We start from the raw sequence: 23,320 nt of genomic DNA, 5'->3' as shown, positions 1-23,320 counted from the left end.
GTTCGGCCTCGATTCCACCGATTAGAGTGGCCGCTATGACCGAAGTGAGGATCGCCGAAGATTGCGCCGCGCCCGCCGAAGCGGCGTTCGCGTTCATGAACGACTACCGCAATCTGCCGAAGTTCTGGTACGGCATCGAATCCTTCACGCCCCTCACCGCGCAGACCGACGGCCTCGGCGCGACGTTCGACGGGAAGATGAAGCTCGGCCCCGCGTCGCTGACCTCGCGCGTCGAGGTCGTCGGCTGGGAAGAGGGCCGGTTGATCGCCACCAAGTCGATCAAGGGCATCGAGATCGTCGCGACCTTCAGGTTCATTCCCAAGGGTGAGATCGCGTGCACCGTGGACGCGGACATCGATTTCTCCGTCGGCGGCGGCATCACGGGCAAGATGCTCGGCAAGACGATCGAGCCGTTCGTGAAGATCGCGGTTCAGCACACCACCGACGCGCTCATTCGCGAGATCGAGAAATCACACAGCGAGCAGGTCTGAGAGCCTACGAATGGCGCGGCCGGGCGGGCCTGACACAATCTGATCCATGACCGAATCAGCGAATGTTGTGGCCACCGCCGATCTGGCCGACGAGATCGGCCCCGAGATCCGTAGCTGCGATACGCAGTTCATCCAGTTCGGCGGCCGCGCCGAATTCTCGGGCCGGATCACCACGATCCGCTGCTTCCAGGACAACCTGCTGGTCAAGCAGACACTGAGCGGGCCGGGCGAGGGCAAGGTGCTCGTCGTCGACGGCGGCGCGAGCGTGCACACCGCGCTGGTGGGCGACATCATCGCCGGCCGTGGCGTGGACAACGGCTGGGCCGGCGTGGTCGTCAACGGCGCCGTGCGCGACTCCGCGATCCTGCGCACCCTCGACATCGGGGTGAAGGCACTGGGCACCAACCCGCGCAAGAGCACCCAGACCGGCAGCGGCGAGCAGGATGTGCCCGTCGAGTTCGGCGGCATCACCTTCGTGCCGGGCGAGATGCTCTACAGCGACTCCGACGGCGTGGTCGTTCGCGCCGAAGACTGACGGCGACGCGGGTGTTCGAGGGTCAGCCCTCGGACACCCGTACTTTGTTGCCGGCCAGGACGACGATGTCGCCGATCTCGAGTTGCCTGCCGCGGCGTAGCTCCACTTCGTCGTTCACGCGCACCAAGCCCTGCGCGATCACCGTCTTGGCCTCGGAACCCGAATCGATCAGGTTGGCCAGTTTCAGGAATTGCCCGAGCCGGATGACAGCGTCATCGATCGGCACATCAACTGGTTCCGACATGCGCTAATACTTACCCCGTCGCGCGAAACCGGTCACCACCGGCCCCGCCGTTGCGGGTGGTGACGAACACGCCGCAGCCACCGCCACCCGGTTCCGGCTCGATTGGACGCACACTGGATCGGTGACTTCCACGCAGGCCGAGCAGCACCCCATCGTCGAGGACCGCACGCCGGTGCCCCATCGCGCGCACGGCAAGTTGTCCGAGGTACCGCACATCGCCGGATTGGTCCTCGGTGTGTTCGCGGTGCTGCTGTTCTTGTGGAGTGTTTCGCCCAGCCTGCGGATCCTCACGCAGGTGCCGCGGCACTATGTGGACACCTACTATTTCGATGCCCCCGACACGAGCCTCGTATGGGCGTTGATCGTCGGCTTGCTCGCGGGGGCGACCGCGGCCCGCAAGCGGATCGCCTGGTGGCTGCTGGTCGTGTACCTGCTGCTGTACGCGGTGGCGAACATCCTGGACTTCTTCGCCGACGACGATGTGGACGCGCTGGTCGCCTTCGTCGTGCACGTGGTGGTCATCGCGATACTGGTGGCCGCGCGCAAGGAGTTCTACACCCGGGTTCGGCCCGGCGCGCTGTGGAAGGCGCTGGGTGTCCTGGTGTCCGGGCTCGCGCTCGGCTGCCTGCTCGGCTGGGGCCTGGTCGAACTGTTCCCCGGTTCGCTGCCGGCGGGTGTGCAGCGTCCGCTGTGGGCGGTGTATCGCGTCACCGCCGCCGTGCTGGTGAACAACGAGCATTTCGACGGGCATCCGCGAGCCTGGGTGAACTTCCTGCTCGGCCTGTTCGGCGCGATCGCGCTGCTGGCCGCGGTGGTCGTGCTGTTGCGCTCGCAGCGCGCCGACAACGCGATGACCGCGCTGGACGAGTCGGCGATCCGCGGCCTGCTCGCGAGCAGCGATGTCGAGGACTCACTCGGCTACTTCGCGACCCGTCGCGACAAGGCGGTGGTGTTCGCGCCGAACGGCAAGGCGGCGATCACCTATCGCGTCGAGTTGGGTGTGTGCCTGGCCAGTGGCGATCCGATCGGCCCGAAACAGGCGTGGCCACAGGCGATTCAGGCGTGGCTCGAGCAGGCCGACCGGTTCGGCTGGCAGCCGGCCGTGATGGGCGCCGGCGAACTCGGCGCCACCGCGTACCGCAAGGCGGGCCTGTCGGCGCTGCGGCTGGGTGACGAGGCGATCCTCGACACCCGCACGTTCTCGCTGGCGGGCCCGGAGATGAAGCAGGTGCGTCAGGCCGCGAACCGGTTGCGCAAGAACGGCCTCGAGGTGCGGATCCGCAGGCACCGCGACATTCCCGCCACCGAGTTCGCCGAAATCGTCACGCGGGCCGACGCCTGGCGCGATACCGAGACCGAGCGCGGCTTCTCGATGGCGCTGGGCCGCCTCGGCGACCCACTCGACGGCGACTGCCTGCTGGTCGAAGCGGTGGACCACGACGACCGCGTGCACGGCATGCTCTCGCTGGTCCCGTGGGGGCGCACCGGCGTCTCGCTGGAACTGATGCGCCGCGACCCGCAGAGCCCGAACGGCGTGATGGAGCTGATGATCTCGCAGCTCGCCCTGAACTCCGACCAGTACGGCATCACCAAGGTGTCGCTGAACTTCGCGGTGTTCCGATCGGTGTTCGAAGAAGGCGGCCGGATCGGCGCCGGTCCGATCCTGCGGGCCTGGCGCGGGGTGCTGCTGTTCTTCTCGCGCTGGTGGCAGCTCGAGGCGCTGTACCGGTCGAACGTGAAATACCACCCGCGCTGGGTGCCGCGGTTCTTCCTGTTCGAGGAACGCAGGCAGTTGCCGCGGGTGGCCACGGCGAGCGGGCTGGCCGAAGGGTTCCTGCCGCGCATCGGCAAGGCGCCCGACGCGGGCGTGCACACCGGCACGACGGCGGCGGTCCCCGCGACGGTCACCGGCCTGCACGCCGACGGCAGCGCACCGGACGCACCGGAGGGCGCCGACGCCGAACAGGGTCCACGCAGGCCCGAACAGGTGCGGGTGCGCCTGGACAAACTCGACCGGCTCACGGCTTCGGGCATCGATGCCTATCCGGTCGCCTACCCGCCGACCCACGACATCGCCGAGGCCAGACGCTGCCCCAAGGGCACCACCGTGCGTATCGCGGGCAGGCTCTTGCGGATTCGCGACTACGGCGGCGTGATCTTCGCGCTGGTTCGCGATTGGACCGGCGAGATCCAGCTGGTGATCGATCGCGAACGGGTGGGCGCCGATCGCAGCAACGAGTTCACCGAATTCTTCGACCTGGGCGATCTCATCGAGGTGAGCGGGCAGATCGGCGCCAGCCGCAACGGTGAGCTGTCACTGCTCGCGCAGGACTGGCGGATGAACGGCAAATGCCTGCATCCGCTGCCCGACAAGTGGCGTGGGCTGGCCGATCAGGAAGCCAAGGTCCGGCAACGCTATGTGGACATGGCGATCAACCCCGAGACCCGCGAGGTGATGGCCAAGCGCAGCGCGGTCCTGCACTCACTGCGCGATTCGCTCTATGTCTGGGGCTTTCTCGAGGTGGAGACGCCGATTCTGCAACAGGTGCACGGCGGCGCCAACGCCACTCCGTTCCGCACCCACATCAATGCCTACGACCTCGACCTGTACCTGCGCATCGCCCCCGAGCTCTACCTCAAACGGCTGTGCGTCGGTGGTATGGAGAAGGTGTTCGAGATCGGCCGTACCTTCCGCAACGAAGGCGTCGACTTCAGCCACAATCCCGAGTTCACGATCCTGGAAGCCTATGAGGCGCACAGCGATTACCAGCAGATGATGCACCTGTGCCGCAGGCTGATCCAGCACGCGGCGATGGCCGCCAACGGTGCCGAGGTGGCATTGCGGCCCAACGACGACGGCGGCTTCGACACCGTCGACATCTCCGGCGAGTGGCGGGTGAAGACCGTGCACGGCGCGGTCTCCGAGGCGATCGGCGCCGAGGTGACCGCGCGGACCGAGCTGGCCCGGCTGCGCGAGCTGTGCGACGAGGCGGGCGTGGCCTACCAACACGGTTGGGACGCGGGCCAAGTGGTGCTGGAGATGTACGAGCACCTGGTGGAGTCGCAGACCACCTACCCCACCTTCTACCTGGACTTCCCCACCTCGGTCTCCCCGCTCACCCGCTCGCACCGCAGCATCGAGGGGGTGGCCGAGCGCTGGGACCTGGTGGCCTGGGGCGTCGAGTTGGGCACGGCCTACAGCGAACTCACCGACCCGGTGGACCAGCGGCGCAGGCTCACCGAGCAGTCGATGCTGGCCGCCGGTGGCGATCCGGAGGCGATGGAACTCGACGAGGACTTCCTGACCGCGCTCGAACACGCGATGCCGCCCACCGGCGGACTCGGGATGGGCGTCGACCGGGTGGTCATGTTGATCACCGGGCGCAGCATCCGTGAGACGCTGCCGTTCCCGTTGGTGAAACCGCGGTGAAATCGGGTACAGGTGTATACGGATCGCGACGCGTTCGCGATCAACACATGCTCTGTGTGGCGCTTGCGAGGCTTTCGAACCGAAAGCCACAGTGAGACCGTTACTCTCGGAGTTCCGGCACCGGGAGGATGCCGGACCACCAACACATCGGGATGGGATTTCATGTATCTGGACTTGCTGACCACAGCCACACTCGTCGATCCGCACATGTTCACCAGCAGTTTCGACACCCTGGCGAGCTCGGACGCAGTCAACACCGCGCTGGAACTCGCGGCCAAGAAGAAAAAGAAGAACAGCTCCGGCCTGATCATCGGCGGCATCTGCTGCCTGATCATCGTGGTGCTCATCGTCGGCGGCATCTTCCTGCTCAAGAACAAGAAGAAGGGCGACCAGCCGCCGTACAACGGTGGTCAGCCGCCGTACAACGGCCCGCAGGGTGGTCAGCCGCCTTACGGCCAGCCGCCCTACGGCCAGTCCTGACCTAGCCGGAGGACTCGCGGCGATACCCTCGGTCGACGACGAGGCATCCCCGCGAGTCCGTTTCGGCTGTGGGTGGCCCCGAGCCCTGGTATCCGGCGGATAGGGCAGAGTGTTGACCGTGCAGCTGATACTCGTGCGTCATGCCCAACCCGAACGCGTAGTCGGCGACACCACCGCCGCCGACCCCGGCCTCACCGACATCGGCAAGCTCCAAGCCGACCGCGTCCCCGCCGCGCTCGCACCCCACGACATCGCTCGCATCGTCAGCAGCCCCCAGCGCCGCGCCCGCGACACCGCGCTCCCCACCGCGACCGCACGCGACCTACCGGTCGACGTCATCGACGACCTCGCCGAGTACGACCGCGACCTACCCGCCTACATCCCGATCGAAGACGCGAAAACCGAATTCGCCGACGCCTACGCCCGCATCAAGGCGGGCCATCTCCCCGACCAGATCGACGGCCCCGCCTTCACCACGCGAGTCCTCACCGCCGTCGAAACCCTGGTCGCCACCACAGCTCCCGGCGACACCGTCGTAGCCTTCGCCCACGGCGGCGTCATCAACGTCCTCCTGGCCGACATCCTGGCCCTCCCCCGCCCCCTCACCTTCCCGATCGACTACTGCTCGATCACCCGAATCCTCTACTCCCGCACCGGCACCCGCACCGCCGCCACCATCAACGAGAACGCCCACGTCTGGAACCTGCTCCCCAGGTACCTGTCCCGAACCACGCCCTAGATCCACGAAAGAGCCCGGCACCGCCGAAGCGATACCGGGCTCTGCGCGAACGGCTCAGGCCGCCTGAGCGATCCAGTTGTGCATCCAGCTGATGGCGGTCTGCCCGCCACCCACCGAGTAACTGCCGTACAGCGTGTGCGCCTGCGAACGGTAGAACTGCTCCAGGTCCTTGGCCCGCTTCTGGTTGGCCGCGTCCGTCAGCTGCGCCCCCAGCGTCGGGATGCCGCCGAACGACATCAGGTCGCTCACGATCGCTCCGGCCTCGAGCTGGTAGCGCCACAGGTTGGCCGGGTTCGCGTCCGAGCTCTGTGCGAGGAAGCCGGCGAACCGCGTCACGAAGTCGTCGGTAGCGGTCGCGCAGTACAGATCGTCGACCGCGCAGATCGTGCGGGTGCGGTCGCTCAGCCAACCGAAGCCACCCGGCCGAGCGCCACCGGCACCGGCGCCCGCGGCGTGCGGGCCGACCTGGATATCGGTCGGCGAACGACGAGGATCGGAGATGAGGCCGACAGCGGCGACCCGGTCCTGCGGGATCGGGCTGATACCCGTCCCGATCTCGGCGGCCAGATCGCCTGCGGCGTCGGCACCCTGGCTGTAGCCGACGATCGCGGCCTTGGTGTTGCCGCAGGAGGCCAGCTTCTCGCTGATCAGCCCGCGGGCGGCGTCGACCGCCTGCTTCTTGGAGTTGCCGTAGACATCGCCCTCCCAGGGGAACGCGGTCGCGGCATAGGTGACGTAGTCGACGTCGGTGTTTCTCGGTAGGCCGTTGGTGACGCCGGCGAGCATGCCGGGGCCGGGGGCCTTCTCGTGGCCGGTTTCCCAGGTGCCGGGAATGGCGACGACATAAAGACTCGGGCAGGCGGGCGCCGCGCTCGCGCTCGTGCTGCCGACAACAATTCCGGACATCATCGCCGCGGACGCTCCCAGAGCCGCGACAACCTTCTTCAACTGCATACCGCTCCAGTTCACCCTTGCTCGTCGATGTGAGAGCAACCCCGATTACTGACGTTGTGGCCCCAGACCTCGCCGCGAATCACAATAGGCGTACGAGCCATCCCATGCCACACAACCTCTCGATCTTGTGATGGGTCGCACCGACTGATCGCGCAGGGTTCACCCCGCCGATGACGGGATGTCGGCGGCACGTCACCGCCGACACGCCCCCCGTTCGCGAAACTCACACCTCCAGGTCTTCTTCGATGCCCTTGAGCTTGTGCCGCGCCAGCGCCAGATTGGCCCGGCCGCGATCGAGGGCGAGGTAGAGGAACAGCCCTTTGGACTTGCGCCCCGTCATCGGGCGGATCAGGTGGTATTGCGTGCCCAGGGTGATGAGGATGTCCTCGATCTCCTCGTTGAGGCCGAGCTGCTCGATGGTGCGCATCTTCGCCCGCACCACCTCGGTGTTGCCCGCCGCGGCGACCTGCAGGTCTAGCGACTTGGTGCTGCTGAGCATTCCGAGGGCCATGCCACTGCTGTAGTCGACGATCGCGGCGCCGATCGCGCCCTCGATCACCATCATGTCCTTCAGAGCCAGATCCATATTCGACATCGTGTGCCTTTCAATCGTTGTGCGCCGCCGCCAGATGGCCGGCGATCGCGCGAGCTACCGGTCGCGACTCCAGATGGAGTCGACCGACATTCACTTCGGGTCCGGCGAGCACGGTCAGCGAGGTGCGCCCGGCGGCGTAGATCACCACCTGCCCCTCGGTGCCGTGCACGACGACCTCGCTGAACCCGCCGCCGTGCGCGGTGTTCGCCAGCCGGTACGACAGCGACAACTGCGCGGCCGACAGCGCGGCCAGGCCCGCGGGTTCGAGATGGGCGGGGAGGTCGTGTTCGATGAGCAGCCCGTCGCTGGAGGCCACCAGCGACCCGGTGAGCTGAGGTAGCCGTTCGCGCAACGACTGCAGTTCGGCCTGCACAGCCGGGTAGTTCTGGGGCGCTGTGTGTTCGGGCGCCCTGGGTTCGGGTGTGGTCATCGCCACCTTGGTCAACCTTCCCCTCCAATCACCGAGCAGCTTCTTCCGCACGGTCACGCAAGCTCCTCCAACGCCGCCCTGAGCCGGATGAGTGTTTCGCGGTCGACCTGCTGCCAGCGTTCGGGTTCCGCTGCGCCGGCCGGTTTTCCGCGGTGTCGGGCGGTCGCGGTCGCTTCCTCGTCGATCGCGTGCCTGCCCTGTCGTGCACCCGTCTCCTGCTGGGGGCGGGTCGGTCCCGCGCTGCCCGGAACGCGTCGGGGCAGCGTGGGCACGGATGTTGTCGACCGAGCCGAGCTCCGGTGGTCGGCCGGGTCCGGTGCGAGGGCGAGGTGGCGCCCGCGCGGTGGTTGTTCGGTCGCGACGGGTTCCGGCGCTTCGATCAGGCCCGCTGTGGTCAGGTCGCGGACCGCGACGAGGCAGCCGTAGGTGGTGCGGCCCAGATCGCGGGCGATGTCGGCGATGCTGCGGCGGGTGTCGGCGGCGGCGAGAACCTCTGCCTGACTTCCGGTGAGTACCACCTGGTTCCGCTTGATCCGGCGGGCCGGGACCACCGGAACCAGGGTGACGAGGTCGGCGGTCCACGGGCCGTACTCGTTGTCGGTGCGGCGTTCGCATTCGTGAACAAGCGCGCGGGGCGCGATGTGGCAGACCGGCGCCAGCCAGTGTTCGGTGGTCGGACGGAATTCCGGCTCACCCGCGGAGGCCAGCAAAAAATAGGCGGCGTCGAACACCGACAGCAGCGCCAGGGTTTCCAGTTGTGGCTGGTCCAGCAGCGGACCCGGGTCGCCCGCACCGGCGCGACGCCAATCCTCCGCCGTTGCTACGCCCGCTTCGACGACCAATCTGTCGAGTCCGATGGTCCGCCCGCAGCCGACCGAGGCGATAGTGCCGCGCACCAAGTGGAATTCGCCGTCGCCTGCGCGCAATACTCCGGTCGAGCCTTCTTCGCCGAGCCGATGCAATTCATCGGCGAGCGCGACACTCATCGATCCCCGCCCGTCAATTCCTGCAGTGCCGACCTGAGCTGATAGCGGGCCATCCCGAGATTGCCGGTGTCGCCGTCGAAGACGACATGCATGAACAACCTGCCGTCGAAATCGCCGTCGACCAGGTGGAGGAGGTGAAATCCCCTGGTCCGGCACACCACGATCTCGGTGAGGTCGTCGTCGGAGCTCCCCAGGGCCGGACACGCGAGCGCGGCCCGCATCACATCGGTGGTCCCCGCCGCGTCCTCGTGCTCGTCGACGCCTCGGCGCTCGCCGGCACCGGCGACGGCCAACCCGCTCGCCCCGTCCACCAGCGTCACACTGCGCGCCCCGGGAATATCCATGATGCGTTTCAGACACCCATCAAGAGAATTCACCGAGCCCCCGAACCGTCATCGACTATTGATCGAGACGAGACGTTATACCCCTCCGCTATTCCTCGCATCTTGAACGCCGGAAAATTGCTGCCGCACAATATGTTTGCTGATGGTTGCTGGAAAACCGCTCGGTATCAATACTTTTGAGTAACTTCGGCGCCCATTCGCTGCGAGCAGCTATAACCGGTGATCACTCGCCTGTTCCACCCGCCAGCGATCATCGCGTAAACATCGATAATTGTGTCTTCGCAGACCTCGCCGAACCCGACGCACAGCGGTTCCCCACCGATGTGCTCGGAGTGTGCGATCAGCCGGCGGCGCGGCGGTACCAGGTTTCCGCTTCGCGGTGGGCGCCTTGGGATTCCAGCAGGGCGGCGAGGTTGGCCATGGCCCGCGGGTGGCCGAGATCGGCCGCGCGACGGAAGCAGCGGCGGGCCTCGGTGATGGCGCCGCGGTGGCGCAGCAGGATGCCGAGGTTGTTCACGGCGTCGATGTCGCCGTGGTCGGCGGCCTCGCCGAACCAGGCTTCGGCGTCGTCGAGGCGGTCCTGATCCTGGAGGAGTCGCGCGAGATTGAACATGGCGTCGACATGGCCCGCCATCGCGGCGTGGTGGTACCAGGTTTCGGCGTCCCGGCGGTCACCGCACTGGTAGAGCATGGTGGCCAGATTGAACATGGCGTTGGCATTGCCCGCGACAGCCGCACGGCGGTACCAGGACTCGGCCTCGTCGAGTTCACCGAACTGGTCGAGCAACACGGCCAGGTTGTTCATCGAGCGCGTGTGCCCCGCGGCTGCGGCGCGCCGGAACCAGTACTCGGCGGCTTCGAAATCGCTGTGGTCGTGGTAGAAGTGGGCGAGATTGTGCATGGCGGTACCGTCACCACGCTCTGCGGCGCGGCGAAGGTTCGCCAACGCTTCCGGCGGCAACGGCACAGCTCCCCCTCGGATCTCCCGTACACCTCGACACGGAAAGTCTATGTGCTGCAGGGAAGATCAGCCACGTCGTTCGCTCGCCTACCGAACCCCTTGCACCCCTTCCCCGTTCACCCCCCTACGCACATTCCCCGCAAACCCGCAGGTATCCGGCAAGGCGTCCGGATTCGGCGCGACACCTGCCTCGTGTGGGGGGAATGACAAAAAAAGACGCCCGCGGGCTCGAAAGCCTGCGGGCGCCTTACTGGTTGCGCGGCTAGCGCTGGGCGACAGCCGTCGGGGGGATCGGCGCAGGCAGCGCGGTCTCGCCCTCGAGGAACTTGTCGACGGCCGACGCGGCGGCGCGGCCCTCGGCAATGGCCCAGACGATCAGCGACTGGCCACGGCCCATGTCACCGGCCACGAAGACGCCGGGGATGTTGGTAGCCCAGCTCTTGTCGCGCTGGACATTGCCGCGACCGTCGTAGCCGACACCGAGATCGGTGAGCAGGCCCGGCTTCTGGGGACCGACGAAGCCCATGGCCAGCAGGACCAGGTCGGCTTCGAGGGTGAAGTCGGTGCCCTCGACCTTTTCGAAACGGCCGTTGACCATCTTGACCTCGTGCGCATCGAGACCGGTGACCTTGCCGTCCGCGCCGACGAAACGCTCGGTGTTCACCGAGAACAGACGTTCGCCACCCTCTTCGTGCGCCGAGGCGACCCGGTACATCAGCGGGTAGGTCGGCCACGGGGTCGAGCCCGCGCGCTCCTCGGGAGGACGCGGCATGATCTCGAACTGGTGCACCGACTCGGCACCGTGACGGTGCGAGGTGCCCAGGCAGTCGGCGCCGGTGTCGCCACCGCCGATGATGATGACCTTCTTGCCCTTGGCGTGGATCGGCGGCAGGCCGTCCGCGTCGGCGATGTCGTCACCGAGCTGCACCCGGTTGGACAGCGGCAGGAACTCCATCGCCTGGTGGATGCCGTCGAGCTCGCGGCCCGGGATCGGCAGATCGCGGGCGATGGTGGCGCCACCGGCCAGCACGATCGCGTCGAAACGCTCACGCAGCTGCTCGGCGGTGATGTCGACACCCACGTTGACGCCCGCCTTGAAGATGGTGCCTTCGGCTTCCATCTGGGCCAGACGACGGTCGATGACCGACTTCTCCATCTTGAATTCCGGGATGCCGTAGCGCATCAGGCCGCCGATGCGGTCGTCACGCTCGAACACGGTCACGGTGTGACCGGCGCGAGTGAGCTGCTGGGCGGCGGCCAGACCGGCCGGGCCCGAGCCGACGACGGCGATCTTCTTGCCGGTGAGACGGGTCGGGTACACCGGGGTGACCCAGCCCTCGTCGAAGGCGTTCTCGATGAGCTCGACCTCGACCTGCTTGATCGTGACCGGCTCCTGGTTGATGCCGAGCACGCAGGACGCCTCACACGGAGCCGGACACAGGCGGCCGGTGAACTCCGGGAAGTTGTTGGTGGCGTGCAGGCGGTCGATGCCTTCGCGCCACGCACCCTTGTAGACCAGGTCGTTCCACTCGGGAATCAGGTTCCCGAGCGGACAGCCGTTGTGACAGAAGGGGATACCGCAGTCCATGCAGCGGCTGGCCTGGGTCTTCAAGGTGTCCTGGGAGAACTTCTTCTCCTCGTAGACCTCTTTCCAGTCGAGCAGACGCAGCTCGACCGGACGACGGGCCGGGGTTTCCCTCGAGGTGTGCTTCAAAAATCCCTGTGGGTCAGCCACGAGCCGCCTCCATGATCGCGGTATCCACGTCCTTGCCGGCCTTCTCGGCTTCGGAAATGGCGAGTAGAACCTTCTTGTATTCGCGGGGCATGACCTTCACGAAGTGGTTCACCTGCTGGGACCAGTCGCTCAGGATGCGTTCGGCCACAGCCGATCCCGTTTCGTCGCGGTGGGTCGCGATGATGTCGCGCAGCCAGGTGAAGTCGTCACCGGAGAGCTGCTCGATCGCGTCGACCTGATCCGGGTTGACCCGGCCCGGCAGCTTGCCCTCGGGGTCGTAGAAGTAGGCGACGCCACCGGACATACCGGCACCGAGGTTGCGGCCGGTGTCACCGAGGATGACCACGCGGCCACCGGTCATGTACTCGAGCGCGTGGTCGCCCACACCCTCGACGACCGCGGTGGCACCGGAGTTACGCACGCCGAAGCGCTCGCCCGCGACACCGTTGATCAGGATGCGACCGCTGGTGGCGCCGAACATGATCACGTTGCCCGCGATGATGTTGTCTTCGGCGACAAAGGCTTCCGGAGCCGAAGCCGACGGGCGGACCACGATGCGGCCACCCGACAGACCCTTGCCGACGTAGTCGTTGGCGTCACCGAAGACCCGCAGCGTGATGCCGGCCGGGACGAACGCGCCGAAGCTGTTGCCCGCCGAACCGGTGAAGGTGATGTCGATGGTGTCGTCGGGCAGGCCCGCGCCACCGTAGAGCTTGGTCACCTCGTGGCCGAGCATGGTGCCGACCGTGCGGTTCACGTTGGTGATCTTGGTTTCGATCTTGACCGCCTGACCACGCTCGAGCGCGGGAGCGCTCTGCGCGATCAGCTCGTTGTCGAGCGCCTTGTCCAGACCGTGGTCCTGGGTACCGGTGCACCGGGTGTTCTGGTTCATGAACGCCGTCTCCGGCATGTCCAGGATCGGCGACAGGTCCAGCTTGGCGGCCTTGTAGTGCTGCTTGGCCTTGGCGGTGTCGAGCAGGTCGACCCGGCCGACGGCCTCGTCGAGGGTGCGGAAGCCCAGCTCGGCGAGCAGCTCACGCACCTCCTCGGCGATGAACATCATGAAGTTCTCGACGAATTCCGGCTTGCCGGTGAAGCGCTCGCGCAGCACCGGGTTCTGGGTGGCGATGCCGACCGGACAGGTGTCGAGGTGACACACGCGCATCATGACGCAACCCGAGACCACCAGGGGCGCGGTCGCGAAACCGAACTCCTCGGCGCCGAGCAGGGCGGCGATCATCACGTCGCGGCCGGTCTTCATCTGACCGTCGACCTGAACGACGATGCGGTCACGCAGGCCGTTGAGCAGCAGGGTCTGCTGGGTCTCGGCCAGGCCGAGCTCCCAGGGTCCACCCGCGTGCTTGAGCGAGGTCAGCGGCGACGCGCCGGTGCCGCCGTCGTGGCCCGAGATGAGCACGACGTCGGCGTGTGCCTTGGACACACCGGTGGCGACGGTGCCGACACCCGGCTCCGCGACAAGTTTCACGTGAATCCGAGCCTGCGGGTTCGCGTTCTTCAGATCGTGGATCAGCTGCGCCAGATCCTCGATCGAGTAGATGTCGTGGTGCGGCGGCGGCGAGATCAGGCCCACGCCCGGCGTGGAGTGACGCACCTCGGCGACCCACGGGTACACCTTGTGCGCGGGCAGCTGGCCGCCCTCGCCCGGCTTGGCGCCCTGGGCCATCTTGATCTGGATGTCGGTGGCGTTGGTCAGGTAGTGCGCGGTGACACCGAAGCGACCCGACGCGACCTGCTTGATCGCCGAACGACGCCAGTCGCCGTTCTCCTCGACCTCGAAGCGAGCGGGGCTCTCGCCGCCCTCACCGGAGTTCGAGCGAGCGCCGATGCGGTTCATCGCGATGGCGAGGGACTCGTGCGCCTCGGCGGAGATGGAGCCGTAGCTCATCGCACCGGTCGAGAAACGCTTCACGATCTCGCTCGCGGGCTCGACCTCGTCGATGGAGATCGACGCGCGCTGGTTCGACTTGAACTTGAACAGGCCACGCAGCGCGGCCAAGCGCTCGGACTGATCGTCGACCAGCTTGGTGTACTCCTTGAAGATCGAGTACTGACCGGTGCGGGTCGCGTGCTGGAGCTTGAACACCGTGTCCGGGTTGAACAGGTGGTACTCGCCCTCACGACGCCACTGGTACTCGCCACCGACCTCGAGCTCGCGATGCGCGCGCTCGTTGCGGTTCTCCAGGAACGCGACGCGGTGGCGGATGGCCACCTCTTCGGCGATCTCGTCGAGACCGATGCCGCCCAGCGCGGAGCGCAGGCCGGTGAAGTACTCGTCGACCAGGTCCTGGGCCAGGCCGATGACCTGGTACAGCTGGGCGCCGTTGTAGGAGGCCAGGGTGGAGATGCCCATCTTCGACATCACCTTGAGCACGCCGTTGCTGGCCGCGGTGCAGTAGTTCGCGACGGCCTTGCGGAAGTCGGCGCCCAGATCGCCGGTGCTGCCCGGAATCTGCAGCGAGCCACGCTCGAGCATGTCCTCGATGGTCTCGAAGGCCATGTACGGGTTGATCGCGGCGGCGCCGAAACCGATCAGCAGGGCCATGTGGTGCACCTCGCGGGCGTCACCGGCCTCCACGACCAGGCCGACCATGGTGCGGGTCCGCTCGCGCACCAGGTGGTGGTGCACCGACGAGGTGAGCAGCAGCGACGGGATCGGCGCCAGCTTCTCGTTGGACTCACGGTCGGACAGCACGATGATGCGCGCGCCGCCGTCGATGGCGGCCGAGACCTGGGTGTTGATGGCCGCGAGCGCCTTGCGCAGACCCTCGCCGCCCTCGGCGACCGGGTACAGACCGCGCACGACCACCGAGCGCAGGCCCGGCTGGCTGCCGTCGTCGTTGATGTGGACGAGCTTGGCCAGCTCGTCGTTGTCGAGAATGGGCTGTTCGAGCGCGATCATGCGACAGGAGTCGGGACCCGGATGCAGCAGATCGGCCTCGGGGCCGAGGTTGCGCTTGAGGCTGGTGACGACCTTCTCGCGGATGGCGTCCAGCGGCGGGTTGGTGACCTGCGCGAACAGCTGCGAGAAGTAGTCGAACAGCAGACGCGAACGGTTCGACAGCACCGCGATCGGGGTATCGGTACCCATCGAGCCCAGTGCCTCGCCGCCGGTCTTGGCCATCGGCGTGATCAGCAGGTTCAGGTCCTCGGTGGTGTAGCCGAAGATCTGCTGACGGATCAGCACGCGGTCGTGCGACATGTGCACGTGCGGGCGGTCGGGCAGGTCGGCCAGGCGGCTGACGCCCTCGTCGAGCCACTGCTGGTACGGCTGCGCCGCGGCCAGTTCCGACTTGACCTCCTCGTCGGTGACGATGCGGCCCTGCTCGGTGTCGACCAGGAACATCTTGCCCGGCTGCAGGCGGATCTTCTGGACCACGGTGGCGGGGTCGATGTCGAGCACGCCGACCTCGGAGGCGAGCACGACAAGGCCGTCCTCGGTGACCCAGATGCGACCCGGGCGCAGACCGTTGCGGTCGAGCACGGCGCCGATCTTGGTGCCGTCGGAGAAGCACACCGCTGCCGGGCCGTCCCACGGCTCCATCAGCATCGAGTGGTACTCGTAGAACGCGCGCCGGTCGGGGTCGAGGTTCTCGTTACGCTCCCACGCCTCGGGAATCATCATCATGATGGCGTGGTGCAGTTCGCGACCGCCCAGGTGCAGCAGTTCGAGCACCTCGTCGAAACGCGCGGTGTCGGAGGCGCCGGGGGTGCAGACGGGGAAGATCTTCTGCAGCCGGTCCTTGCCCGCCTCGTCCTTGCCGAACACGTCGCTGCGCAGCAGCGCCTCACGGGCGCGCATCCAGTTCTCGTTACCGGTGACAGTGTTGATCTCACCGTTGTGGGCGACCCGGCGGAACGGGTGCGCCAGCGGCCACGAGGGGAAGGTGTTGGTGGAGAAGCGCGAGTGCACGATGCCGATGGCCGACTCGACGCGCTCATCCTGCAGGTCCAGGTAGAACGCACGCAGCTGGGGCGTGGTGAACATGCCCTTGTAGATGAAGGTCTGGCCGGACAGGCTCGGGAAGTACACCGATTCCTTGCCGACGGTGCCCTCGCCGGGGCCTGCCTTGCCGAGCTCGTGCTCGATCCGCTTACGGATCACGTAGGCGCGACGCTCCAGGTCCATGCCCGAGAGCTGCTCGGCGGAGTTCTTCGGTGAGCCGATGAAGATCTGCCGGAAGGTGGGCATCGCATCGCGGGCCAGCGCGCCGAGCGAGGTCTCGTCGATCGGCACCTCGCGCCAGCCGAGCACGGCCAGGCCCTCTTCGGTGACGATCTTCTCGACGCCGTAGGCGGCCCGCGCGGCTTCGCGGCGGGCCTGCGGCAGGAAGGCGATACCGGAGGCGTAGGAGCCTTCCGGGGGCAACTCGAAAGCGGCGCCTTCTTCGGCGAGGATCGCACGGAAGAACTTGTCCGGGAGCTGCAGCAGGACGCCCGCGCCGTCGCCGGAGTTCGGCTCGGCACCCGCAGCACCGCGGTGCTCCAGGTTCAGGAGGGCCGTGATGGCCTTGTCGACGATGTCTCGACTGCGTCGTCCATGCATGTCGGCAACGAACGCGACGCCGCAGGCGTCGTGTTCGAATGCCGGATCGTAGAGCCCGGTGACTCCGGGTGACCTGTGGCCAGGAAGTTGCGTCATGCCTCTGCCTTCAAGAAAGTCGGCTGTCGATGTCGGCCACCCAGCAAGCTGAGCGTGGGCCCTTCGTCGTTTCGCCTCCGTCAAGACTGCGTCCGTACGATCCGAAACCAGCGACGGTGGTGGTTTGCGGCGTTGACGTAGTTGGGGTGCTCAGAGGTAACGGGATGCTTACTTCTCCCTTACCTCTGCGCGGGGTTTCACCCGCTACTCTTGGCCCGGTTTCACCGGACCTCGAACAGGTGGTTGTGCCGAACTGGGTGCGTTCGGCGTAAGAGCAAACGATAAGTCAGACCGCAGACCCAACCAACTAAGGTTGTGCTAAGTAACCCGTCTAGCTGGGGTTTGTAACGGCTGCTTGCATCGTCGCGCGCGTCGTCCAGTGTAAAGCAGACCGGGGACCGGATCGATCCCGGACAACCCCCGCCTACCTGCGTGAACACAGTCGACGAGCAGACTCGGTTCCACCGTCGGCCGGGGGCCGAAAGCTGAACTCACCTGCACCGCAGCAGATTTCCCTGCAGATGCCCTGGTCAAACCTCCCACCTCCGCTAACCAGGGGTGGGGACTGTGAGATATTCCCGACACGGGCCCCCACAAGCGCTCCAGTCAGCCGACCGTACGGTCTGTATTGCGAAATGTGCGCCACAGCACACTGCTGGCAAACTTCTGGCAGTGTCGTTCGACACAAATCGGGCACGGACGGCGGTGCGGCCCGGCTCGCCGCGCGCGACACGCCGAGGTCGGCACAGAAATGTTTCGGTCAGCGCGATGAGTGGACCCATCCACTGTGAGGCTGACCACAAGCAGTACCTCGGCACTCGGTGTGTCGGTGTCCGGCCTGTCACGCTGACACAACGAATCCATGCCAGTTTCGCCTTATCTACCAGTTTCGCCATGCCCAGTGGAGCGCACGACCCGGGGAGAACTCATGACCGGCTTACTCACCTGGCTCGGCGGAGGCCTCGCCTCGCCACGGCGCCGGGACCACGAATCGGGCGCCGACCTGGCTTTCAGCCATGAACAGGGCCGTTATCTCGTCACCGGTGCCGCCGTGACGTTGTTCGCCGTGATCGCCGGTCTCGTCGCGATGTCCGCACTGCTCGCCGCCGACGCTGCCGTGCTCGTCGCGGTGCTGTTCGCGCTGGTCATCGCCGTCGCCGCGGGAGCGCTCGGCCGGGCGCAGGCGACTACGCGGCCCGGTGCGGACGACGATCGGTTCGGTATCGCGGCCCGGATCGGGGTCGGGGTGCTGGCCGGGGTCTTCGTCGCCGAACTCGCCGCCACCGTGCTGCTCGGCGGGACCGTCGACCGGGAACTGGATGTGCGCGCCCAGGCGAGTGCCGAGAACGCGCCTGCCGTGGTCGCCGCCCGCACCTCGTTCGACCTCGCCACCGCCGACCGGGCCGCGCTCGATCTGAGTATCGCCAAGTCGCAGGCCGACATCGACCGCGCGCTGGTGATCGCTCGCTGCGAGTACAACCCCACCGCGGAATGCCCGCGGACCAGAATCACCGGGGTACCGGGTCGCGGTCCGGAAACGCAGACCGCCAACGACATGCTCGACGACGCCCGCAAACAGCTCGCCACGGCGCAGGGCCGCATCGAGGGCCTCGACCAGCGGGTTCGCACCGAGTCCGCCGCGCTCGCCACCGCGCGGACCAGCGCGTTCGCCGACGGCGACCGTGGCTTGGGCGCCCGCTGGCTGGCCATGAACAGCTACACCGCGTCACACGCGGGCGCCGCCGCGCTGCGCCTGCTCATCCTGCTCGCGGGCATCGTCGTGGCCCTGCTGCCGCTGCTGCTGCGCTGGTGGCGCGGGGAAACCGCGCTCGACCGCCGGGTCGACGCCGCGGAGGTGGCCGATCGTGCCCAGCGCGAGGCCGACGCCGCCATCGCGGTGAAACGCGCCGAAGTGCGCACCGAGACGGCCGCCTTGCGCGCCGAACACGAGCTCACCGCCGCGCAACTGGCCATCGAAGCCGATACCGTGATCGATCGAGAACGTCAGCGCACCAGGATCATCGCCGCGATCGGCGGTTTCGAGCTCGGGTTCACCGAGCCGCATCGAAAGGACGACTCCGTGTCTCTGGAGCCGAACGTCACATCGCAGGTGCCCGCGGGGTACGTCCAGCACGCGCTGCCCGCCGGCACCGCCGGGGCTCTCGTCCCCGCCCACCAGACGCCCACCCAGCAGCCGCCCGCGCAAGCACCGGCCGGCGGTGGCGGTTTGGAGTTGCCGATCATCGGGACGGTGCCGTTCACCGACACCGCCGCCCGCTGGATCCGTCCGCTGGTACCGGCTTTCGTGGCCAATGCCTTCGACTCGGCCACCCACCCGATGCGGACCGCGCGGCAGGCGTTCGAAGAGGTCGAAGAGGTGACGTTCACGCTGCGCCGCACGCGCAAGGTCACTGTCGACACGCAGGATTCCGCGCAGCAACAGCAGGTCCCCGCCGGATATCAGTTGCAGGGTCAGCCCGCGCAGGGTTTCCTGCCGCCCGGCGCCTACCCGCAGCAGCAGTACCAGCAGCCGTACCAGCCGTACGCCCAGCAGATCGCCTCGAACGTGGTCGACGCGCCGTCGAGCCGCTTCCACCCGGACCCGCGTCAGTACCCCTCGGCCCCGAACTACACCGCGCTGCCCGCCGGTCAGGGCAACGGCCTGCCCGAGGCGGACAGCCACGGCGAGCTCGCCGGCGGAAACGCCAACGAGCTGCCCGGCAACCGGCGTCAGCTGCCGCCCGCCCGCTGATCGCACGGGGTGGCCCGCCCGCTGATCGCACGGGGTGGACAGTCTCGGCCACCCCGGCTCAGCCGCGCGTGGTCTTCGTCCGCACCGCGCTGTAGGCCGCGAACAACAGCACCGCGACGATGCCGAGCACCGTCAGATGGATGCCGCTGACGAACGCCTGGTTCGCCGACGACAGGAACTCCGCCGCCACCGCGGCGGGCAGCTCACCGGCCACCTCGACGGCACCGCTGAGCGAGCCCGACGCGGCCGCCACGGCGTCATCCGGCAGCAAGGACACGTCCAGACCACGCCGGAAGATCGCCATCACGGTGCTGCCGAGCAGGGCGACACCCAGGGCAAGACCCGTTTCGTAGGCGGTCTCCGAGATCGCCGCGGCAGCACCGGCGCGTTCCTCCGGCGCCGATCCGACGACCAGGTCGGCGGCCACGGTCATGGCCACACCGGCACCGAGACCGATGCCGACGAACCCGAGCACGAACGCTTCGGCGCCGCTCACCGCGTCGACCGCGAGGAAGGCCGCCGCGCCGATCGCGGTGACGACCAGCGCACCAGCCAGCACCAGCGCCGCGCGCCAGCGCCGCACGAGCCAGGCCGCCGCCAGCGAACCGAACACGCTCGCCGCGAGCCCCGGCAGCATCAGCAGACCCGCCTCCAAGGGCGTGCGGCCGAGCACCAGCTGCAGATACTGCGATCCGAAGAACAGCACGCCCGCCAGCGCGAACACCGCGAGCAGGTTGGTGAACACCGCCACCCGGAACCGCGGCAGTTCGAACAGCCGCAGGTCGAGCATCGGATCGGTCAGGCGACGCTGCCTGCGCACGAACAGCACGGCCGAGACCACACCGACCAGGCCGACCAGCAGCGCGCTCACCGCCGGACCGTGCGCGGCGGTTTCCTTCACCGCGTAGACCACCGGCACCAGCGCCAGCATCGACAGCAGCGCGCTCAGCGCGTCGAACCGGCCCGGGTTCGGGTCACGTGACTCGGGGATGAGCAGCGGGGCGAGGGCGAGCAGCACCAGCATCACCGGCAGGTTCACCAGGAACACCGAGCCCCACCAGAAGTGCTCGAGCAGCCAGCCGCCGACCAGCGGACCGGCCGCGGCGCCACCACCGGCCATCGCACTCCACACACCGATCGCGACGGTGCGCTGACGCGGGTCCTGGAACATCGATCGGATCAGGCCGAGCGTGGCGGGCATCAGCGTGGCGCCCGCGACGCCCTGCAGGACGCGCGCGGCGATCAGCATCTCCGGCGACACCGCCCACGCGGCCAGCGCCGAGGCGATGCCGAAGCCGACCGCACCGATCAGCAGGAGCTTGCGCCTGCCGATCCGGTCGCCGAGATTGCCCATCACCACCAGCAGACCGGCGAGCACGAAGGAGTACACGTCGATGATCCAGAGCAGCTGTGGCGTGCTCGGGGCGAGGTCGGCGCTGATCGCGGGCACGGCCAGGTCCAGCACGGTCGCGTCCACGGCGAGCAGCAGCAGGGCCAGGGCGAGTACGCCGAGGCCCGCCCACTCACGCGGGGTGGCGCGCGTCGGGGTGAGTGCTGTGGGGGTGTTCATCGGTCTCTCGTCTTTCGGGTTGGTAAACCGTCCAGACGGTACAGTAACAAGAAAACCGTCCAGACGGTACAGTGATTGCCGTGAGCTCTGACACCCGCGATCGCATCCTCGACGCCCTGGAGACCCTGCTGCTCGAACGCGGCGCGGCACAGATGACCCTCGACAACGTCGCCGCCGCGGCGGGCGTGTCGAAGGGCGGGCTCCTCTACCACTTCAAGAGCAAGGACGCCCTGCTCGTCGGCCTGGTCCAGCGGCTCGGCGAGCGAGCCCGCACCCAACTCGACGACGCCAGATCGAGCGGGAGCTCCATCGCCGAGTGGTACCTGCAGACGCCCGACCCCACCGCGCAGGACGACGCTGTCGAACTCGCCCTGTACCGCTCACTGCTGGCGACCATGCGCACGATCGACGCGTCGGCGGGCAGCGAACCCGACGAGGTGCAGCGCGCGCTCGACGCGGTGATGGCGGCCTGGTCGGACAACCTCGAGACCGAGGTGGACGACCCCGTCCGCGCCGACACCATCCGACTGGTGGGCGACGGGGTCTACCTGCGCGCCCTGCTCGGTCTGCCACAGATCGAACCCGCGCGCTACCGTGCCGTCGTCGACAACCTGCTCCAGGGTTGAGTGCACATTTGTACACCGAACGAAGCCGCGGACGACAGGACAGTCGACAGACCGGTGGGCGGTCACAAAACTGGGTGCGACCAGTTGGTATAGCCGCCTGACTGATGCAGTGACCTGCGCAACTCTGTGGCCGACACCGGGTTCACCGGTTTACAGTTCAGAAGTGATCAACCGCGATGGACCGGCGGGCGCGGCACGATCAGCGCCATGGGGCTCGCCGCTGCTCGGGCCAGTCGACGAGGCATCGAAGATCCGTCGAGTTCGGGTGCAGTTACTACTCACCGTCCCGCTGCTCATCGCCAATCTGATCGGCATCGCCATGGTGGTGGTGCTCGCGGGCTTCGTGCTGCCCGGTCCCACCGTGTTCACTCGGCAACTCCTGCTGGTCAACAGCGTGTTCACACCACTGTGCGCCGCGCTCGCGCTGGCGGGCGGCACCGTGTGGGGCACCGTGGCCGGGGTGCGCTCGATGGGCTGGGCCACCGATCCCGAGCACGTGCCGACGCCGGCCGAACAGCAGGTCACCGTGTCGGCGCCGCGCTGGATGGTGCTGCAGCAGGCCATCCTGTGGACGCTGACGTTGACCGTGCTCACCATCGTCTACGGGGTGCTCGAACCGGCGCTGATCCCCAAGGTCATCCTCTCCACCGGCGCCGCCGCGATCGTCGTGTGCGCCAACAGCTACCTGATCATCGAATTCGCGCTGCGCCCGGTGACCGCGCGCGTGCTGGCCGCCGACCCGCACCGCCGCCGTGGCATCGGCGTGTTCGGCCGGACCATGCTGTCGTGGTTCGTCGGGGTCGGCGTACCGGTGGCGCTCACGATGACGGTGGCGGTGTGGGCGCTGGCCGATCCCGCGGTGAGCAAGGCCAGGCTGGCGGTGTGCATGCTCAGCCTCGGCGGCTCCGCGCTGGTGTTCGGGTTGATCCTGATGGCCCAGGTCGTCGCGGCGACAGTGGCCCCGATCAAGGGGGTGCGCCAGGCGCTGCGGCGCGTGGAGAACGGCGACCTCGACGCCGAGATCGCCCTCTACGACGGCACCGAACTGGGCGAACTGCAGAGCGGCTTCAACACGATGGTGCACGGGCTGCGCGAGCGGGCGATGATCGAGGACCTGTTCGGCAAGCATGTCGGCCACGATGTCGCGATGGCGGCGATCGCCTCCCAGCCGGTGCTCGGCGGCACCGAAACCGAGGCAGCGGCCCTGTTCATCGACATCATCGGCTCCACCACGATGGCGGCCACCCTGCCCGCACCCGAGATCGTCGGCATTCTCAACCGGTTCTTCGACATCGTCGTCGACGAGGTGGAACGGCACGGCGGGCTGCTCAACAAGTTCGAGGGCGACGCGGCGCTGGCGGTGTTCGGTACCCCCGCTCCGCTCGACGACCTGGCTGGATCGGCGCTGTCGTGCGGTCGGGCGATCCAGCGCCGATTGCGCGACGCCTCCGATCTCGACGCGGGCATCGGTGTCGCGGCGGGACGGGTGGTCGCGGGCAACGTCGGTACGCACAATCGGTACGAGTTCACGGTGATCGGTGACGCTGTGAACGAGGCGGCTCGGCTGTGTGAGCTGTCCAAGCAGCACGACGAACGTTTGCTCACGTCGGCGACCACGCTTGCCGCTGCGGCCGACTCAGAATCCGCGCAGTGGATTCTCGGTGAGACGGTCACGCTGCGTGGGCGTTTGAAGCCCACGCAGGTTGCGCTGCCGAGGGTATCGGCGTCGGTTGATGAGCGGTCAGCTGTCGGGCGCGGGTCCGCCGATGTTCGGTAGGAATTGTCAAC

Annotated in this window: 18 protein-coding genes; 8 read left to right on the top strand and 10 right to left on the bottom strand. The window is 67.6% G+C overall.

The features are described 5' to 3' along the window. The first annotated feature begins 35 nt into the window (after positions 1–35). Both ACWDXS_RS17730 and rraA read left to right on the top strand, forming a co-directional pair. Complete coding sequence (locus ACWDXS_RS17730) at positions 36–491, top strand: SRPBCC family protein (RefSeq protein ID WP_378989418.1); 456 nt, start codon at positions 36–38, stop codon at positions 489–491. A 46-nt stretch (positions 492–537) separates the two neighbouring features. Beyond that, entirely contained in the window at positions 538–1,026 is a 489-nt protein-coding gene (gene rraA / locus ACWDXS_RS17725; RefSeq protein WP_378989416.1) for a ribonuclease E activity regulator RraA, read from the top strand. 22 nt (positions 1,027–1,048) lie between these two features. Here the strand turns inward: rraA and ACWDXS_RS17720 are convergent, their stop codons facing one another. Beyond that, positions 1,049–1,270: an RNA-binding S4 domain-containing protein gene (locus ACWDXS_RS17720; protein WP_378989415.1), complete on the bottom strand. Its 222-nt coding sequence runs from the start codon at positions 1,268–1,270 to the stop codon at positions 1,049–1,051. A gap of 121 nt (positions 1,271–1,391) precedes the next feature. On the opposite strand from ACWDXS_RS17720, the gene lysX reads away from it, so the two are divergent. The 3 genes from lysX to ACWDXS_RS17705 all read left to right on the top strand — a co-directional run bounded on the left by lysX (position 1,392) and on the right by ACWDXS_RS17705 (position 5,919). Further along, entirely contained in the window at positions 1,392–4,700 is a 3,309-nt protein-coding gene (gene lysX / locus ACWDXS_RS17715) for a bifunctional lysylphosphatidylglycerol synthetase/lysine--tRNA ligase LysX (RefSeq protein ID WP_387446009.1), read from the top strand. A 162-nt stretch (positions 4,701–4,862) separates the two neighbouring features. After that, complete coding sequence (locus ACWDXS_RS17710; protein WP_378989413.1) at positions 4,863–5,180, top strand: hypothetical protein; 318 nt, start codon at positions 4,863–4,865, stop codon at positions 5,178–5,180. Positions 5,181–5,298: 118 nt separating this feature from the next. Continuing rightward, complete coding sequence (locus ACWDXS_RS17705) at positions 5,299–5,919, top strand: histidine phosphatase family protein (RefSeq protein ID WP_387446010.1); 621 nt, start codon at positions 5,299–5,301, stop codon at positions 5,917–5,919. Between the two features lie 54 nt (positions 5,920–5,973). On the opposite strand, the gene ACWDXS_RS17700 is transcribed toward ACWDXS_RS17705, so the two are convergent. The 8 genes from ACWDXS_RS17700 to gltB all read right to left on the bottom strand — a co-directional run bounded on the left by ACWDXS_RS17700 (position 5,974) and on the right by gltB (position 16,584). Beyond that, a complete protein-coding gene (locus ACWDXS_RS17700; protein WP_378989549.1) occupies positions 5,974–6,873 on the bottom strand; it encodes a cutinase family protein in 900 nt (299 codons plus the stop codon). A 223-nt stretch (positions 6,874–7,096) separates the two neighbouring features. Beyond that, positions 7,097–7,468, bottom strand: a complete 372-nt coding sequence (locus tag ACWDXS_RS17695; protein ID WP_378653460.1) for a hypothetical protein — start codon at positions 7,466–7,468, stop codon at positions 7,097–7,099. A gap of 10 nt (positions 7,469–7,478) precedes the next feature. Continuing rightward, entirely contained in the window at positions 7,479–7,955 is a 477-nt protein-coding gene (locus ACWDXS_RS17690) for a roadblock/LC7 domain-containing protein (protein ID WP_378989411.1), read from the bottom strand. Then, on the bottom strand, positions 7,952–8,884 hold the full coding sequence (locus tag ACWDXS_RS17685; protein ID WP_449966805.1) for a hypothetical protein: 933 nt from the start codon (positions 8,882–8,884) through the stop codon (positions 7,952–7,954). The genes ACWDXS_RS17690 and ACWDXS_RS17685 overlap by 4 nt, the downstream gene beginning before the upstream one ends. Beyond that, complete coding sequence (locus tag ACWDXS_RS17680) at positions 8,881–9,228, bottom strand: hypothetical protein (RefSeq protein WP_378989409.1); 348 nt, start codon at positions 9,226–9,228, stop codon at positions 8,881–8,883. The genes ACWDXS_RS17685 and ACWDXS_RS17680 overlap by 4 nt, the downstream gene beginning before the upstream one ends. Before the next feature lie 340 nt (positions 9,229–9,568). Beyond that, entirely contained in the window at positions 9,569–10,195 is a 627-nt protein-coding gene (locus ACWDXS_RS17675) for a tetratricopeptide repeat protein (protein ID WP_378989408.1), read from the bottom strand. A gap of 256 nt (positions 10,196–10,451) precedes the next feature. Then, complete coding sequence (locus ACWDXS_RS17670) at positions 10,452–11,924, bottom strand: glutamate synthase subunit beta (RefSeq protein ID WP_449966800.1); 1,473 nt, start codon at positions 11,922–11,924, stop codon at positions 10,452–10,454. After that, the gene (gene gltB, locus ACWDXS_RS17665) at positions 11,917–16,584 is read right to left on the bottom strand and encodes a glutamate synthase large subunit (protein WP_387446011.1); all 4,668 of its coding nucleotides are present in this window, start codon (positions 16,582–16,584) and stop codon (positions 11,917–11,919) included. Before gltB ends, ACWDXS_RS17670 begins: the two co-directional genes overlap by 8 nt. A gap of 928 nt (positions 16,585–17,512) precedes the next feature. On the opposite strand from gltB, the gene ACWDXS_RS17660 reads away from it, so the two are divergent. After that, a complete protein-coding gene (locus ACWDXS_RS17660; protein ID WP_449966796.1) occupies positions 17,513–19,336 on the top strand; it encodes a DUF4407 domain-containing protein in 1,824 nt (607 codons plus the stop codon). A 58-nt stretch (positions 19,337–19,394) separates the two neighbouring features. Here ACWDXS_RS17660 and ACWDXS_RS17655 read toward each other — a convergent pair whose 3' ends face one another. Next, the gene (locus ACWDXS_RS17655; protein ID WP_378989404.1) at positions 19,395–20,906 is read right to left on the bottom strand and encodes an MFS transporter; all 1,512 of its coding nucleotides are present in this window, start codon (positions 20,904–20,906) and stop codon (positions 19,395–19,397) included. Between the two features lie 80 nt (positions 20,907–20,986). Between ACWDXS_RS17655 and ACWDXS_RS17650 the strand changes: the two genes are divergently transcribed. Both ACWDXS_RS17650 and ACWDXS_RS17645 read left to right on the top strand, forming a co-directional pair. Further along, on the top strand, positions 20,987–21,532 hold the full coding sequence (locus ACWDXS_RS17650; protein ID WP_379312228.1) for a TetR/AcrR family transcriptional regulator: 546 nt from the start codon (positions 20,987–20,989) through the stop codon (positions 21,530–21,532). A gap of 163 nt (positions 21,533–21,695) precedes the next feature. After that, entirely contained in the window at positions 21,696–23,309 is a 1,614-nt protein-coding gene (locus ACWDXS_RS17645) for an adenylate/guanylate cyclase domain-containing protein (protein ID WP_378989402.1), read from the top strand. Positions 23,310–23,320: the final 11 nt, after the last annotated feature.

The organism is Nocardia sp. NPDC003183 (genome assembly GCF_053590715.1).
This window is presented reverse-complemented; position numbering and strand designations above follow the sequence as displayed.

Bases quoted from the DNA above. Each gene is read 5' to 3' on its own strand.
- ACWDXS_RS17685 (WP_449966805.1), bottom strand. From the start codon at position 8,884: ATGAGTGTCGCGCTCGCCGATGAATTGCATCGGCTCGGCGAAGAAGGC.
- ACWDXS_RS17695 (WP_378653460.1), bottom strand. From the start codon at position 7,468: ATGTCGAATATGGATCTGGCTCTGAAGGACATGATGGTGATCGAGGGC.
- ACWDXS_RS17700 (WP_378989549.1), bottom strand. From the start codon at position 6,873: ATGCAGTTGAAGAAGGTTGTCGCGGCTCTGGGAGCGTCCGCGGCGATG.
- gltB (WP_387446011.1), bottom strand. From the start codon at position 16,584: ATGACGCAACTTCCTGGCCACAGGTCACCCGGAGTCACCGGGCTCTAC.
- ACWDXS_RS17710 (WP_378989413.1), top strand. From the start codon at position 4,863: ATGTATCTGGACTTGCTGACCACAGCCACACTCGTCGATCCGCACATG.
- ACWDXS_RS17680 (WP_378989409.1), bottom strand. From the start codon at position 9,228: ATGGATATTCCCGGGGCGCGCAGTGTGACGCTGGTGGACGGGGCGAGC.
- ACWDXS_RS17720 (WP_378989415.1), bottom strand. From the start codon at position 1,270: ATGTCGGAACCAGTTGATGTGCCGATCGATGACGCTGTCATCCGGCTC.
- rraA (WP_378989416.1), top strand. From the start codon at position 538: ATGACCGAATCAGCGAATGTTGTGGCCACCGCCGATCTGGCCGACGAG.
- ACWDXS_RS17655 (WP_378989404.1), bottom strand. From the start codon at position 20,906: ATGAACACCCCCACAGCACTCACCCCGACGCGCGCCACCCCGCGTGAG.
- ACWDXS_RS17660 (WP_449966796.1), top strand. From the start codon at position 17,513: ATGACCGGCTTACTCACCTGGCTCGGCGGAGGCCTCGCCTCGCCACGG.
- ACWDXS_RS17730 (WP_378989418.1), top strand. From the start codon at position 36: ATGACCGAAGTGAGGATCGCCGAAGATTGCGCCGCGCCCGCCGAAGCG.